The organism is Streptosporangium sp. NPDC020072, from assembly GCF_040631445.1.
GTDB lineage: Bacteria > Actinomycetota > Actinomycetes > Streptosporangiales > Streptosporangiaceae > Streptosporangium.
This window is the reverse complement of sequence record NZ_JBEYAB010000005.1, coordinates 526541-542028: the sequence shown is the minus strand read 5'-3', so window position 1 is coordinate 542028 and position 15488 is coordinate 526541. Positions and strand designations below refer to the sequence as shown.

Below are 15488 nucleotides of genomic sequence, written 5' to 3'. Positions count from 1 at the left end.
ACAGAAGTCGATTGATCGGCGCGAAAGCGATCTATAGCGTCATTTGTCGTGACTCGTCCCCCCAGGTTACTGAAAGCGTTGATCGCGGCCGTCGTGCTGCTCCCGATCGGACTCGCCGCGGCTCCCGCCTCCGCCGATCCGTCGCCCGACCCTGAGCACCCATGGCGCCTCGACCAGTGGCCCCAGACCCAGCCGTGGCAGCAGGACGAACCCGACGGTGCCGCCGCGCTGCGCGGCAGGCCCACCGGACCGCCGCCCATCGACCCGCAGAACTGGAAGAACCCGGACCACATGACGTGGGCCGACTACCGCAAGCCGCCGGGGACCAAGTGGGCCGACCCCTCGGTCAAGGGCTCGAAGCGGACCTTCCGCGGCGCGCTCGTCCTGCTCGACTACGCCAACCAGCCGTTCGTGGTCACCCAGCCCAAGGGCTCGACCGTCTTCAGGAACCCCAGCGCCGAGGCCCACGACGTCCCGCGTGACAAGGTCGCCCAGTTCTACAAGGACTTCCTCAACACCCCGAACCAGCTCAACCGGGGACACACCATTCACGAATACTGGATGGAGGACTCCGGCGGGCGCTACGGCGTCGACCTGACCGCATTCGGCCCGTACGAGATGCCCGGCAAGTCGTACGAGTACGGCATGGAGTTCCAGAGCGGCACCGGCTGCCCGGCCGGGGCGACCTGCAACAAGAACATCAGGACCGACGGGCGGGCCGCCTGGACCTCGGCCGAGGGACAGGATGTCCCCGCGGGCTTCGACTTCGTCTTCTACCTGAGCGCCGGTCAGGACGAGTCGGCCACCTGGCAGGAGTTCGGGTCGATCAAGTTCCCGACCAAGGAGGCGGTGACCGACGACTTCGGCCCGCCCGACGCCGCGCTGCCCAACTGGGCGAGGACCCGCTACGTGGACTGGACCTCCTGGGCGTCGGCCTCCTCCATCTGGCCCAACGCCGGAGGCGGCTCCTCGACCCAGGCGGAGAGCTCCGGGCAGGGCGTCTACGCCCACGAGTTCAGCCACATCCTCGGCATCGGCGACAACTACAACAACCCGTTCGGGGTGCCGCCGCGCCGCGCCTACACCGGTGTCTGGGAGATGCTCAGCCGGGGCAGCTTCAACGGCCCCGGCGGACCGCACAGCCGCTGGCTGATCCCGCCGACCTCGGGTGGCTCCATGGGCGCCCAGCACATGCTCCGCAACAAGATCAAGCTGGAGATGGTCGACGAGCGGAACGTGCTGCGCCTGTCCCGCGACGCCCTGGCCCAGTCGGGACTCGTCGTGGCCAGGGTGACCGCGCGAGCCGTACAGCCCGGGCCGCGTGACCTGTCCGGCGTCAACATCGCCTTCGGCACCGGAGACCGGAGCCCCGCCTGCGACGTCACGAAGGACCCGTTCTGCGACGGCGGCGGCTACGACAACTACACCGTCGAGGTCGTCGACCGGATGGGCGCCGACTCCTTCACCCCCGACTCGGGTGTGCTGCTGGCCAAGACCAAGAACGTGGACAGCGCGCCCTTCGAGTGGGTCGTGGACGCCAACCCGCAGGACATCGGGATGACCGACTACGTCCTGCCGGACGGCACCGCCGTACCCATCACGATCGGCGACTACCGTCAGCTGTCGGACGCCCTGTTCCACGCGGGCAGCGACTCGGGCTCCGAGTTCGAGTACGTGGACCAGGCCAACCGGCTCCACTTCTACGTCCTTGACGTGGAGCGCGACCGCAAGGGCGTCCTGTCCTACACGGTGGCGATCCGCTCCCTGGACGGCGCCGGTCCCCAGAAGCGCGGGGTACGGCTGCTGCCCGCGGCCGGGCTGCCCACGGACCGGGGACTGTCCACCTGCCGCTTCCCCCTGTTCAACACCGGCAGGAAGGCTCCCGCCCAGGGGAGCCACCCCGAGGACGTGAGCGCCTACCTCGGTGAGGACGTCTACCGTCTGTCGGCGAGCGTCGAGGGCAGGGGCTGGACGGCCACGCTGCCCAACCAGCTCGCGACCGCCGGCTTCGGCGATCGGACCCTCGTGGCCGTCAACGCCCAGCGGGCCTCGGGCGGCTCGCGCCTGGCCAAGGTCACGCTGACCGCAACCTCGGAGAGCGACCCGTCCAAGACCGCCAGGGCGACCTGTCACGTGGTCGGCCTGTGACCTGACACCTCACGGCCTCCTCGCGAGAGGGCTCTCGCGAGGAGGCCGCTGTGTCCCGCTGTACAGCGATAAATCATCAATTTTCCGAGATATCGCTCTATCGGATGATCAGTCCCTCGGTGGGCGCCCCCGTCCGCCGGGTGTCTGGTTGAATCGAGGCAGAGACGACGCGTCGGCTGAGTCGGGGGGCCGCGCCGTGGTGTGCTTCTCTCCGGAGGGTGTGAATGCCCGGTCCGCCGAAGGTGCCTGCTCGTCGTGACACCGCCTCGCCGAGGCGACGGATACCGCTGGCGGCCCCGGCGGCGCTGGCGATCGCCGCCACCGGTGCCAGCGTCCTGACGGCGCTGCCGGACGTGGTCTCCCTCTCACCGTGGTGGAGGGCCGCGATCGTCATGGTCTCCGGCATGCTGGCCGGGGCGATCGCCTGGGCGACCTCAAGACCGCGCCGGGAGGAGACCGTCGCGGACGACGGGGCGTTCTGGCGTCCGCCCGACCAGTGGCCGCCGAGGCCGGCGCACTTCACCGGGCGCGTGGAGTCACTGGCCGAACTGCGCCGGGTGTTCACCGAACGCCACCGCGACCGCTCCCGCACCGAGCCCCTCGCGCCGCTGGTCATCTCGGTGTACGGCAGAGGCGGGGTGGGCAAGTCCGCGCTCATCGCCAGGTTCGGCCAGGAGGTCGCCGACCGCTTCCCCGACGGGAGGCTCCACGCCGACCTGCGCGGCACGATCGAGGCGCCGGTCCGCCCGGAGGAGGTGCTGATCGGCTTCCTGCGCGCGCTGGGCGTGCGGCTGACCACCGACCCCGGGGGCCTGACCGAGCTGCGCAGACTCTGGCTGACCTGGACCAAGGGCAAGCGCATCCTGATCGGCCTGGACAACGCCCAGGAGGCGAGCCAGGTCAGGGACCTGATCCCGGCCGACCCCGGATGCGTGGTCATGGTCACCTCCAGGAACCCGCTGTTCCTGCTCAACGCCTACGACAAACAGCTGTCGGTGTTCAGCTCGGCGCAGGGCGTCGAACTGCTGGCCAGGCTGGCCGGAGGCGAGCGGGTCGCCGCCGACCTTGAGGCGGCCGACGAGATCGTACGGATGTGCGACCACCTCCCGCTGGCCATCAGCATCTGCGGCGGGCGCCTGGCCACCCGGGAGAACTGGACCCTGCGCCAGCTGGCCGACCGCCTCAGGGACGAACGGCGCCGCCTGGACCAGCTCGAACTGCGCGGCGGGCAGGACCGGAGCGTGCGGGCCTCGCTCCAGCTCAGCTACGACGACTGCACCGGCATCCAGCGCCGCCTGCTGCGCATGCTCAGCCTGCTCACCGCCCCCGACGTGCCCGGCTGGGTGCCCGGAGAGCTGCTGGCGGCCTCGGAGCTTGAGGGGGCCGACCAGCTTGAGGCGCTCATCGACGCCCAGCTCGCCGACTCCGCCGGTGTCGACTTCTCCGGCGCGATGCGCTACCGCCTGCACGACCTGGTCCGGATCTTCGCCCGCGAGGTGACCTTCGCCCGCGACGACGACGTGCAGAGAAGGGCGGCCATCGAACGGGTGCTGTCCGGTTACCGACGCCGGGCCGAGAGCGCCGCGGTGGCCCGGTGGCCGCAGGACTGGGGCCGCAGCGGCAGGCGGGCGGACCTGGCCGTCTCGGGTGAGCTGACCCAGGCCTCGGCCGCCGACTGGCTCAACGCCGAGCGCCGCACCCTGGTCGCCATGATCCACCAGGCGAAGAGCCTGGAGATGTGGGAGCTGGCCTGGAGCCTGGGCCGTGCCTTCTGCTCGCTGTGCCACTCGCTGCGGGCCTACTGGTCCGACTGGCGCGCGGTCGCCGAGATCGTCTGCGAGGCCGCGACCCGGCTGGACGACCGGCGGGCCCTGGGCATCGCGCTGCTGGACCGGGCCGCGGTCGCCGGCGGGCAGGGCGGCCGCGACAGCGCCAGGCAGGACGCCGAGAGGGCACTGGACATCTTCACCGAGCTGGGGGAGTCGTGGTGGGCGGCGCGGGCGATGCGCTCGGTCGGCATGACCCTGTTCAACGACGGCAACCTCGACCGGGCCCAGGGCTACCTGAACGAGGCGATCGCCGCGTTCAAGGCGGAGGACGACCGCTGGTGGACGGCCAGGAGCCAGCGCAACCTGGCCGAGCTCAGGCTCGCCCAGCGCAGGCCGGAGGAGGCCGCAGAGCCGCTTGAGGACGCCCTGGCGGTCTTCCAGCACGACCGTAACCGCTACTCGGAGGCGCAGACCCTGCGTGTCTACGGCGAGGTGCTCGGCGCGACCGCGCGGGCGCTGGAGAGCCAGGGAGACGCCAAGGCCGCGGGGGAGAACTTCACCCGGGCCGGGTTCAGCCTGGACCGGGCCGCGGAGATGTTCCGGCTGCGCGGAGAGCTGTGGGAGGAGGCCAGGTGCCTGCGCGCGGCCGGCGAGGTGGGCAACCCGGCCAACGGACTGCGCGAGCTGATCTACGTACGGCGGGCCGCCGAGATGCTGGCCGCGCTCGGCGACTCCTGGGGCGTGGCCAGGGCCGAGCTTTCCGCGGGGCGCGCCCACGGCAGGCTGGGCCGTACCGGGGAGGCGCAGCAGGCGCTGACGCGGGCCGTACGGCAGTTCGAGGAACTGGGCGACCGCTGGTGGATGGCCAGGAGCCTGCGCTACCTCGGCGAGACGCACCTGGAGGCGGGCGACTGCGAGGCGGCCCTGCCCCTGCTCGAACAGGCCCAGGACATCTACCGCAGCCTCGGCAACCAGGGAGGTGTGGGCCGGGTGCTCGAACTCCTCCGCAGGGCGCAGGAGTGCCTCGGGCAGGCGACCTCCTGAGGGCGGTATTCGGCGCGACGGTATCCCGGGAAAGGGCATCGCCCAATGGGGGTTGTCATTTGCGGCAATCTGCCCCAGACGTTCACTGCTTGGTCATACCTTGACGTATAAGCTCAGTAGTGATGAACGAACTGACGCGATGGATTCATCTTGAAGGTGCCGTCAACGTGCGCGACCTCGGCGGGCTCGCGACGAAGGACGGCGGGACCACACGCTTCGGCCGGGTGTACCGGTCGGACAACCTGCAGGCGCTGACGGAACGCGACCTCGGCCTGCTCGTCGGCGACCTCGGGCTTCGCCACGTCGTCGACCTGCGCTCGGTGGCCGAGGTGACCCTGGAGGGCCCTGGACCGCTCACCCGCTTCCCCGAGGTGAGCATCCACCATCTCACCCTCTTCGCCGAGGGCGGCGTGAACACCGACGTCGACGCCGACAGGATCGACGCGGACCGGGTGCTTCCCTGGCAGGAGATGGACGAGGACACCCTCGCCGAGCTGCGGGTGACCGGCTACTACTACGGCTACCTTCGCGAGCGCCCCGACTCGGTCGTGGCCGCGCTGCGGGCCCTGGCCCACGACGACGGCGCCGCCATCGTGCACTGCGCGGCGGGCAAGGACCGCACCGGCGTGGTCACCGCCCTCGCCCTTGAGGTCGCCGGGGTCACCCGGGAGGCGATCGTCGCCGACTACGTCGCCACCGGCGACCGCATCGACCACATCCTGGCGCGCCTGCGTTCCAGCCCCACCTACCGTGCCGACCTCGACTCCCGTCCGGACTCCGACCACCGGCCGCGCGCGGAGTACATCCAGCAGTTCCTCGACGTGCTCGACAACCGGTTCGGCGGCCCGCTGACCTGGCTGGGCGCCCAGGGGTGGAACGAGGACGACACCGGAGCCCTGCGCGCACGCCTGCGGGACTAGAGCCCGACGACCAGGCCCTCCGTGGCCGAGCGGCGGGCGGCCTCAAGGACGGTGAGGGTCTCGATCGCCTCCTCGGGGTCGACCGGCGCGGGCGCCCCCTCGCGCAGGCTCGCCACGACGCCACGGTAGAAGTCGAGATAGGCGCCGGGCTCGGTGCGGACCGGATGGAGGTCGTCACCGGCCCCCATCGTGCCCCACCGCTGCGGCGGTTCGTCGCCGAAGCCGGGGACGCTCGGGGAGAGCCCGGCGCGCAGCCGTTCCTCCTGCACGTCGAGACCGTGCTTGGAGTATCCGGCCCGTGAGCCCGCGACCAGGAAACGCGGGCCGGGCATGGGCGAGAGCGCGCTCATCCACAGATGGGAGCGAGCGCCCGAGAGGTGCGTCAGCGCGACGAAGGTGTCGTCGTCGGCGGCGACCCCGGGCCGCCGGGCGTCGGACTCGGCGTAGACACGCGTCACCGGGCCGAGCAGGCTCAGCGCCTGGTCCACCAGATGGCTGCCGAGGTCGTACAGCAGGCCACCCACCTCCTCGGCGCCGCCCGACTCACGCCAGCCGCCCTTCGGCACGGGCCGCCACCGCTCGAACCGGGACTCCAGGCGGTTCACCGTGCCGAGCTCCCCCGACGACAGCAGCCGCCGGATCGTCAGGAAGTCGCCGTCCCAGCGCCGGTTCTGGAACACGGTCAGCATCAGGCCGCGCTCACGCGCCAGCTCCGCCAGCCCCCGGGCCTGCGCCGCGGTCGCCGCCAGCGGCTTGTCGACCACGACCGGCACCCCCGCGCGCAGCGCCGCCTCGGCCAGCGGGACGTGGGTGCGGTTGGGGGAGGCGACCACCACCAGGTCGCAGACGCCCCACAGCTCCTCGGCGTCGCCGACCGCCCGCGCGCCGTACTTCCTGGCGACCTCGGCGGCCCGTTCCGGAGAGCGTGTCACCACGGCGGACAGGCTCAGGCCGGGGGTCGCGGCGATCAGCGGGGCGTGGAAGAGCGCCCCGGCGACGCCGTACCCGGCGAGACCGACGCGCAGGGCGGGCACCGTCTCACCCATCGCCGGGCACCCGCCGGGCCTGGTCAGTCACCGCGCTGCTCGTCACGCTCGGCGAGGAAGGCCTCGAACTGGGCGGCGAGCTCGTCGCCGGTCGGCATCTCGGAGGACTCGGCCATCAGGTTCTCGCGCTGCGCGCCCGCCGCGAAGGCGTCGTACTGCTGCTCCAGGCCGGTGATGGCCGTCGAGAGCTCCTCGGAGGCGCTGATCTGCTCGGCGATCTCGCTGTCGGTCCTGGCCGCCGCCTCACGCAGGCCGTCCAGCGGGAACACCAGGCCGGTGCTCCTGGTGACCGCCTCCAGCGCCGTCAGGGCCGCCGCGGGGTACTCCGCCTGGGCGAGGTAGTGCGGGACGTGCACGGCGTAACCCAGGGTGTCGTGCCCCCGGGCGCCGAGCCGGAACTCCACCAGCGCGGCCGCGCTCCCGGGGACCTGGACCCTGCCGAAGGCGCTGTTGTGGCCGGAGACCAGCTCGGGACGGCTGGCGTGGCCGGTGATCCCGAGCGGACGGGTGTGCGGCACGGCCATCGGGATGCCGTGCAGGGTCACCAGCCTGCCGATGCCGAGCCTGGTGACGAGCGTGCCGACGGCCTCGGTGAACAGCTCCCACTCGCGGTCCGGCTCGGGGCCGGTGAGCAGCAGGAACGGGGTTCCCGTCGTGTCGTGGACCAGGTGCAGGGCGAGCTCGTGGCTCTCCACGGACACCCAGCGGTCGGTGTCGAAGGTCATGATCGGGCGCCGGGACCGGTAGTCGAGCAGGCGGTCCACGTCGAACGTGGCCACGACGCGGTGCTCAAGCTCGCCCAGCAGGTGACCGAGGGCGAGCCGTCCGGCGCCGCCCGCGTCTACGAACCCGTCGAAGTGGTAGAGAAGCACCGGATCGGTCAGTTCAGGGATCTCTCCGCTGAGCCGGTAGAGATCCGTCGGGTCGAACACCGTCTCCCAGCCTTTCGTCGGTCGTCTCTCCACAGCATGAACCCCTGGGCCGTCCGGTGAATTCCACGCACCCCGGCGATCACTGGGAACCCTACCGGGGCAGAATGGTTCCCATGCAGTCCGACCCTGAGCTGGAGGAGTTCGCCACCCGCCTGTTCGACCTGGCCAGGGCTGGTGAGACCGACAGACTCCGCGCGTACGTCGAGGCCGGGGTGCCGGCCAACCTGACCAACGACAGGGGCGACACCCTGGTGATGCTCGCCGCCTACCACGGCCACGCCGAGACCGTCAGGGCGCTGACCGCCCTCGGCGCCGATCCCGGCCGGGCGAACGACCGGGGCCAGACCCCGCTGTCCGGAGCGGTCTTCAAGAAGGAGCCCGAGGTGATCAAGGCGCTTCTGGACGCGGGCGCCGATCCGGACCAGGGGACCCCGTCCGCGCGGGAGACCGCCCGGATGTTCGGCCACGAGCAGTATCTGAAATGGTTCGAACGTTACCCTGATTAGTGATGTCTCCTATATGGCGACATATTGAAATCATGTGGCGTTCGGGGATCCTTGACAGGTGGGAACTACTACTACACCTCAGTCCGATCGGCGTCTGCACATCCCCCCGCTGCCCTGCCCCTTCCCGAGTGAGGTGAGTCCCCACGTCGAGAGAGTCGACCGGGAGACCCTGGACTGGCTCATCGCCTCGGGAATGCTCAAGGACGCCGAAACGGTCGAGCGCTACAGACAGGCGAGGTACGGCTGGCTGGGTGGCCGGACCTACCCCTACGCGGAGCACGACCTGCTCCGCCTGGTGACCGACTGGTGCGTGTGGCTGTTCGCCTTCGACGACGCCTTCTGCGAGTCCGACCGCAGAGCCGCCGAGATAGCCCGCGCGCTGCCCCAGTTCTACGCCGTCCTCGAAGGACTGGACGGTGGATACGAGGTCGACGACAGGTTCGCCAGGATGCTGCTGGAGATCAAGAACAGGATCTCCGCGCACGCCGACGGCGACCAGCTCGACCGCTGGTGCTCCGTCACGAAGGACTACCTCTTCGCGCAGGTCTGGGAGGCGGCCAACCGTGAGGACGAGGTGGTCCCCTCCATCGAGGACTACCTGTTCATGCGGCGCAGGACCGGTGCCATGCTCACGGTCTTCGCCCTGATCGACATCGCCGCGGGCCATCGCCTGACCCCCGCCGAGTGGCGGCACCCCGCCGTGCGTGCGATCACCGAGAGCGCCAACGACGTCGTCGTGTGGGACAACGACCTCATCTCCTACGCCAAGGAGAGCGAGAGCGGCAACGCCAGGAACAACCTGGTGAACGTGCTGGCCGTACACGGCGGGGTCTCCAGGCAGGCCGCGATGGAGCGGATCGGCATGATGCGCAACAAGGCCATAACCGACATGATCGAGCGGCGCCCCACGCTGGAGGCACTCGGCTCGGAGGCGGTGCACGCGTACGTGCGCGGCCTGGAGTTCTGGATCAGCGGAAGCGTCGACTACTCACTGACCAGTTCCCGCTACACGATGGCCTGGCGGCAGCGGATCGCCGAGGAGTGAACCGAGCGCTCAGTCCTGGGGGAGCCGGTCGTCGCTCTCCTGCTCTCCGAGTGCGAGCTCGATCAGCTCCTCCAGACCCAGCTTCTTGCCCGCGGCGAAGGCCTTCTCGTGCTCCTGCTCACCCAGCAGGCTCTTGCACTCCTTGACGCAGCGGTCGTGCTCGGCGTTGAAGAAGGGCGAACCGAGCTGGGGCATCCCGAACGTGCGCCAGTTCGCCTGGCCACCGCCCATCAGGCGCGAGGCCAGCTCCGGCTGACCGGCCTCAAGCGCCTGCCTGGCGACCACCTCGATCGCCAGGCCGATGCCCAGGACGTCGTGGAAGTAACGCTTGAGACGCAGCGCCTCACGCGCGTTCGTCATGGCCTCGGTGGTCTGGCCCATCGCCTGGTGGACGCTGGCCAGCGCGTAGATGGCGTAGGAACGCAGCCACAGCTCACCGCGCTGGGTGCACACGGTGATGCAGTCGCGCAGCAGTGTCTCGGCCTCGCCGGGGTCACCCTGCATGAGCAGCACCATCGACAGCTCGACGATCGAGGGCAGCAGACCGGGGTTCAGCTCCCGGCCGCTCTTGTGGAACTCGATGGCGACGCCGAGCAGCGCGCTGGCCTTGTGCAGGTCGTTCTGGAGGAAGGCGGCCGTGCCGAGCATCTTGGTGGCCAGGATCACCGCGCCCGAGTCGCCGACGCGCACCGCGTCCGCGCTGCACTGTTCGGCCGCCGCGATGGCGCCGGTGATGTCGCCCTGGGCGCTGTGGATGTAGGAGAGCACCCACAACGCCTTGCAACGCTCGGGACTCGGCTCGGGCGAGAGCTCCAGGGTCTTCTCAAGATAGAGCCTGCCCTCGCGCGCCAGCCCGCAGGCCACCCACATGAACCACAGCGACGACAGCAGCTTCAGCCCGGAGAGCACCTGACCCGGGGTGTTCAGGCAGTAGTCGAGGGCGACCCTGATGTTGTCGTGCTCGTGACGCATCCGGACGTGCCAGTAGACCTGACGGGGACCCGACCAGGCCTCCTCGCTCCGGTAGGCCAGCTGCAGGTAGTAGTCGCGGTGCCGTTCCCTGATGCGCTCCCGCTCGTCGAGGTGCTTGAGCCACTCCTCGCCGTAGTCGCGCAGCGTGTCGATCAGCCGGTAGCGGTGCCCGGACGGGGTGCCGTCGCTCAGCAGGATCGACTTCTCGACCAGGCTGCTGATGAGGTCCACGATCGTCTCGTGGGGAAGGTTGTCCCCGGCGCAGACGTAGTGGACGGCGTCCAGCTCGAAGTCGCCCGCGAACACCGAAAGCCGCGCCCATAACAGTCGTTCGGCGGGCTCGCACAGCTCGTGGCTCCAGCCGATCGCCGCACGCAGCGTCTGGTGCCTGGGCAGCGCCGTACGGCTGGCGCCCGCCAGCAGGCTGAACCGGTCGGCCAGCAGGTCGAGCATCTGCTCGACGGACAGCGCCCGCAGCCGCACCGCCGCCAGCTCGATGGCCAGCGGGATGCCGTCGAGACGGCGGCACAGCTCGCTGACGGAGCCGACGTTGCGCTCGTCGAGCTCGAAGCCGGGCACCACCGCGCTCGCCCGCGCGGCGAACAGCAGCAGGGCCTCGTTGGTGAAGACGTTCTCGCCCGGCACGCTGCCCGGCACCGTCAGCGGCGGGACGGTGACCGTGTGCTCGCCCCTGGCGTTGAGCGAGTGACGGCTGGTCGCCAGGATGGTCAGGCCGCTCGCGCGGGTCAGCAGCTCCTCGAAGAGCTCGGCGCAGGCCGAGTCGACATGCTCGCAGGCGTCGATGACCAGCAGGACCTCGCGGTCGTTCAGCCACTCGACCAGCGCCTCCTCGGCGGAGCGCGACGACTGGTCGGCGATGCCCAGGGCCGAGTTGATCGTGTGCCTGAGCATCCCCGGGTCACGCTGCCTGGCGATGTCGGCGAACCAGACGCCGTCCTTGAACTGGTCGCGCATCTGGTGCGCGATGCGCAGCGCCGTACGCGACTTGCCGACCCCGCCGATGCCGGTCACGGTGACGAGGCGGTGCTCGCGCAGCCGTTGCCGCAGGATGGTCAGGAGCCTGGTGCGCCCGACGAAGCTGGTGAGCTCGTTCGGGAGATTGCCGTCTCGCCGCCATCCTGATGGCGCTGCCATGGCCGCCTCACGGGGGTAGCTTGACACCTGACCATCCGAATCGTACCCGTCCGGGCGGCCGGCTGTCCCTGAGGCCGCAAAGCGGGCAGGAGTTTCCCCATCCGTCAGCTCGTGGCGCGGAGGAGTCGGCGCGACGCTGGCTAGCATGGACCCGTGACTTCGCTTGAGCCCGACGACCTGCATCCCGACGATCTGCGTCCCGTCGATCTCTCCGACGACGGCCCGCCGATCCTGCCTGACCAGACAGGGGACGACACCGACATCGGCTGGGGCACCTGGCGTGAGCCCAGCGACGACGACAGGCTTCTGGAGGACCGGCCGCCCCACTGGTAGGGGCGGCCGGGGATCACGAAACCACGTCCTTGCGCCGGAACCGGCGGAAGGCGAGGGCGACCAGGACCACCGAGTAGGTGACCGAGACGGCCACGCCCTTGACCATGCCGCCGTAGTCGGGTTGCGGCGCGAGGGCGTCCAGCCACGCCGTGCTCCAGAACGTCGGCAGGAACTCCCGCAGCGAGCCGAGGGCGTCGACCGCCTGCAGGATGCCGCTGACGATCACCAGGCCGACCGCTCCGCCGACGGCGCCCAGGGGTGAGTCCGTGCCGACCGAGAGCAGGAAGGCGAGCGCGGCGACCACGAACTGGCTGACCAGCACGTAGCCGACCACGACTCCGAAGCGGGGCAGCACGTCCAGGGCGGCGACCGTCTCGCCGGTGCCCGGCACCCGCACGTCGTGCCAGCCGAACACCAGGGTCCCGGCGAGCAACGCCATCGCCGGCAGGCAGACGACCGCCGCCGCCGAGTAGGTCAGGGCGACCACCAGCTTCTGCCGCAGCAGCCGGTCGCGGGGGACCGGGGCGGCCAGCAGGTAACGCAGTGAGGACCAGCTCGCCTCACTGGCCACCGTGTCGCCGCAGAACAGCGCGACCGCCACCGCCAGCAGGAAGCTCGCCGAGACCGACAGCGCGAACGCCGCGAAGTTCAGGCCGCCCTCGGTCGCCAGGTCGGACAGGCGCGGCACCCCGGAGGGCTGACCGGACCCGGCGCCGAGCTGGAAGGCGGCCACCAGGATCCACGGCAACGCCAGCAGCAGGCCGAACATCACCAGTGTGCGGCGCCGCCTGAGCTGCCTGGCGAACTCGACCGACAGCGGCAGCGTACGGCCGGGCAGGTAACCGGCCGCCTGGCCCTCGCCCCGCCCCGGGCCCTCGGGGACCTCCTCGACCGGCGAACCGGTCCGCGTCAGGATCTCGCTCATGCCTTCTCCCCGATCAGGTCAAGGAACACGTCCTCAAGGCGGCTGCCGGAGCCGCCACCCGAGCCACCCGAGGTGTGCTCTCCCAGCAGGTCGCGCACCGGGCCCGCGGTGACCAGGCGTCCCCGGCGCATGACCACCACGTGGCTGCAGGTCTGCTCGACCTCGGCCAGCAGGTGGCTGGAGACGATGACCGTACGGCCCCGCGCCGCGTAGGCGATCAGCACCTCGCGCATCTCCCTGATCTGCGGCGGGTCGAGGCCGTTGGCCGGTTCGTCGAGCACCAGCAGGTCGGGCAGGCCGAGCATGGCCTGGGCGATGGCCAGGCGCTGGCGCATGCCCTGGGAGTAGGTCCGGACCGCCCGGTCCAGCGCGGCGCCGAGTCCGGCGATCTCCAGGGCCTCGGCGAAGTGCGCGTCGTGTTCCGGGCGGCCGGTCGCCTTCCAGTAGAGCTCCAGGTTGGCCCGTCCCGTCAGGTGCGGCAGGAAGCCGGGCCCCTCGACGAACGACCCCAGCCGCGACAGCACGGCGGCGCCGGGGGAGATCCGGTGGCCGAAGATCCTGATCTCGCCCGCGTCGGGGTGGATCAGGCCCATCATCATCCGCATGGTCGTTGTCTTTCCCGCCCCGTTCGGGCCGAGCAGGCCGAGCACCTGGCCGCGTTCCACGGTGAAGGACAGGTCGTCGACCGCCCGTTCGCCGTTGCGGTAGGCCTTGGTCAGGCCGTGGATCCGCAGTGGGACGTCGGCCAGGGCCGGATCGTGGTCCGTACGGCGGCGCCTGCGCCCGGTGAGCAGCAGGACCGCGGCGGCCACGACGGCGGCTGCGGGCAGTGCCCACGTCCACCAGGACGGGCCGTTCTGCGGGGTCCGCAGCGCGGCGTCCACCGGGACGGTCAGCGTGGGCGCGGCCAGCTCCACCTGGTAGACGGCAGGGGCGGCCGGGGTGCTGTAGCCGAGGTCGGTCGTGGTGAAGGCGACCCGCAGCCGGTGCCCGGCGTCGAAGCGGTGGTCGACGGCGGGCAGCGCGACGGTGGCCTCGCCCGTACCGTCCGGGGAGAGGGCGACGCGCACCGGGGCCACCAGGCCGTCGGGCAGGATCGGGGCCTGGCCACCCGGTCCGGCGTCGTAGAGCTTGGCGAACAGCGTCACGCCCTCCTCGGAGACCTTGCCTCCGGTGCCTCCGGTGCCCTCGGCGCGCACCCGGACCCGGACCGTCGAGCTGCCGGTGACCTGGAGAGGGGCGGTGAGCGGGGCGGAGTCGAAGTGGGCGCTCTGGCCCGCCATCTCGGTGGACAGGCTCACCCCGGGCGAACCGCCGAGGCCGCCGAACCCGGGGACGGAGGAGATCGAGGAGGGGGAGCCGCCCGGCGGGTTGGCGACCGGCTGGGCGGGCCCGGTCAGGGCGACCTGGGTCGTCGCGGCGCCGTACAGGCCGGGGTAGGCGGGGGCGGTGGCGTGCAGCTGGACGGGACGGCGGGTGCCCGGGTCGCGCCCGCCGTCGCGGGTGACGGTGAACGGGACGGTGGCCTGCCCGGCATCCCCCTTCAGATAGCGGGCGAACCAGGCGGTGGTCCGCTCGTGGATCCAGTCGGCCTCGCCGTCGCCGCCGTCGTGGCCGCCGTCGAACCAGGCGACGGCCACCGGGGCGCCGGTCGCGGCCACGGCCCTGGCGTTGGCGTCGGCCTGGCTCAGGGGGAAGAGCGAGTCACGCGTCCCCTGCAGCAGCAGCGTGGGGACCTTGATCCTGCCGGGCACGGAGACGGGGCTCGACCTGCGCAGGGTCTCGATCGCCTCCGGCGTCGCCCGGCCCGTCTCGGCGATCCGCTGGTAGACGTCGCACAACTCGGGCAGGAACCGGCCGCACCTGACCTCCTGCGCGCTCGCCGGAGGCGCCTCGCCGGTGGGGGTGGCGCCTCGCAGCGGGCCGGGAGCGGGGGAGGTGCCGCCCCTGCTGAAGAACAGTCCGGCCCACATCCGCTTGAACACCCCGTTCAGCGGGCCCCGCCCGCCCGCCTCGGGGAACAGCGCGTCGGCCAGGTCGTGCCAGGTGATCTGGGGGACGATCGCGTCGATCCGGTTGTCGTACGCGGCGGCCATCAGCGCGATGGCGCCGCCGTATGAGCCTCCCGCGACGCCGACCTTCGGGTCTCCGGCCGCGTCGAGACTGACCTCGGGCCGCCTGGCCAGCCAGTCGAGGAGCTGCCGCACGTCCTTGACCTCGTAGTCGGGGGAGTTGAGCGCGATCTGTCCCGTCGAGCGGCCGAAGCCACGGGCGGACCAGGTCAGTACGGCGTAGCCCTCCCCGGCCAGCCGTACGGCCGCCTCGCGCACGCTCTCCTTGCTGCCGCCGAAGCCGTGGGCCAGCAGCACCGCGGGGGCCCTGCCACCCCCGGCGGGCGGGAAGAACGTGGCGTCCAGCGTGACCTGCTGGTCGTCACGGGGACCGTCGAGCACCGTGACGCTCTGTTCCCGGGGGTGTGTCTCCTGGGCCGACGGCCACAGGACCCAGGTGATCACGGCGGCCACCAGTACGGTGACCAGCGTGATTCCGGCGACAGGCTTGCCCGCGAGCTTCATGCGGCGAGCTTACTGAGGGCAGCCTGAGAGCGACCTGAGACGGTCCGACAGTGAGAACATAGGGGGCAAGTGGCGACAAAAGCCCCTGAAGGGTGCAAGCATCTTCGTATGGGACTA

Annotated in this window: 11 protein-coding genes; 6 read left to right on the top strand and 5 right to left on the bottom strand. The window is 71.1% G+C overall.

Going from position 1 to position 15488, the window contains the following annotated elements:
• Nucleotides 1–48: 48 nt before the first annotated feature.
• From ABZ470_RS14880 to ABZ470_RS14870, 3 genes are all read left to right on the top strand, one after another.
• Nucleotides 49–2148: a M6 family metalloprotease domain-containing protein gene (locus ABZ470_RS14880; protein ID WP_362911676.1), complete on the top strand. Its 2100-nt coding sequence runs from the start codon at nt 49–51 to the stop codon at nt 2146–2148.
• 224 nt (nt 2149–2372) lie between these two features.
• A complete protein-coding gene (locus tag ABZ470_RS14875) occupies nt 2373–4961 on the top strand; it encodes a tetratricopeptide repeat protein (RefSeq protein WP_362911675.1) in 2589 nt (862 codons plus the stop codon).
• A gap of 122 nt (nt 4962–5083) precedes the next feature.
• A complete protein-coding gene (locus tag ABZ470_RS14870) occupies nt 5084–5881 on the top strand; it encodes a tyrosine-protein phosphatase (RefSeq protein ID WP_352016444.1) in 798 nt (265 codons plus the stop codon).
• On the opposite strand, the gene ABZ470_RS14865 is transcribed toward ABZ470_RS14870, so the two are convergent.
• Both ABZ470_RS14865 and ABZ470_RS14860 read right to left on the bottom strand, forming a co-directional pair.
• Nucleotides 5878–6927: a Gfo/Idh/MocA family oxidoreductase gene (locus tag ABZ470_RS14865; RefSeq protein WP_362911674.1), complete on the bottom strand. Its 1050-nt coding sequence runs from the start codon at nt 6925–6927 to the stop codon at nt 5878–5880. The two genes, ABZ470_RS14870 and ABZ470_RS14865, sit on opposite strands and share 4 nt — an antisense overlap.
• 23 nt (nt 6928–6950) lie before the next feature.
• On the bottom strand, nt 6951–7859 hold the full coding sequence (locus ABZ470_RS14860) for a PAC2 family protein (protein ID WP_352016476.1): 909 nt from the start codon (nt 7857–7859) through the stop codon (nt 6951–6953).
• Between the two features lie 104 nt (nt 7860–7963).
• Between ABZ470_RS14860 and ABZ470_RS14855 the strand changes: the two genes are divergently transcribed.
• Together ABZ470_RS14855 and ABZ470_RS14850 are read left to right on the top strand one after the other, a co-directional pair.
• Nucleotides 7964–8365 (top strand): ankyrin repeat domain-containing protein, encoded by a 402-nt coding sequence (locus ABZ470_RS14855; protein WP_352016442.1) that lies wholly within the window; start codon nt 7964–7966, stop codon nt 8363–8365.
• A 133-nt stretch (nt 8366–8498) separates the two neighbouring features.
• On the top strand, nt 8499–9410 hold the full coding sequence (locus tag ABZ470_RS14850) for a 4-epi-cubebol synthase (RefSeq protein ID WP_352016441.1): 912 nt from the start codon (nt 8499–8501) through the stop codon (nt 9408–9410).
• A 9-nt stretch (nt 9411–9419) separates the two neighbouring features.
• Here the strand turns inward: ABZ470_RS14850 and ABZ470_RS14845 are convergent, their stop codons facing one another.
• Nucleotides 9420–11537, bottom strand: a complete 2118-nt coding sequence (locus ABZ470_RS14845; protein ID WP_362911673.1) for an AAA family ATPase — start codon at nt 11535–11537, stop codon at nt 9420–9422.
• 153 nt (nt 11538–11690) lie between these two features.
• Here ABZ470_RS14845 and ABZ470_RS14840 point away from each other — a divergent pair, with 153 nt between their 5' ends.
• Nucleotides 11691–11870: a hypothetical protein gene (locus ABZ470_RS14840; protein ID WP_352016439.1), complete on the top strand. Its 180-nt coding sequence runs from the start codon at nt 11691–11693 to the stop codon at nt 11868–11870.
• Between the two features lie 13 nt (nt 11871–11883).
• On the opposite strand, the gene ABZ470_RS14835 is transcribed toward ABZ470_RS14840, so the two are convergent.
• Together ABZ470_RS14835 and ABZ470_RS14830 are read right to left on the bottom strand one after the other, a co-directional pair.
• The gene (locus tag ABZ470_RS14835; protein WP_352016438.1) at nt 11884–12795 is read right to left on the bottom strand and encodes an ABC transporter permease subunit; all 912 of its coding nucleotides are present in this window, start codon (nt 12793–12795) and stop codon (nt 11884–11886) included.
• Nucleotides 12792–15371, bottom strand: coding sequence for an alpha/beta fold hydrolase (locus tag ABZ470_RS14830; protein ID WP_362911672.1), 2580 nt, complete (start codon nt 15369–15371; stop codon nt 12792–12794). Before ABZ470_RS14830 ends, ABZ470_RS14835 begins: the two co-directional genes overlap by 4 nt.
• Nucleotides 15372–15488: the final 117 nt, after the last annotated feature.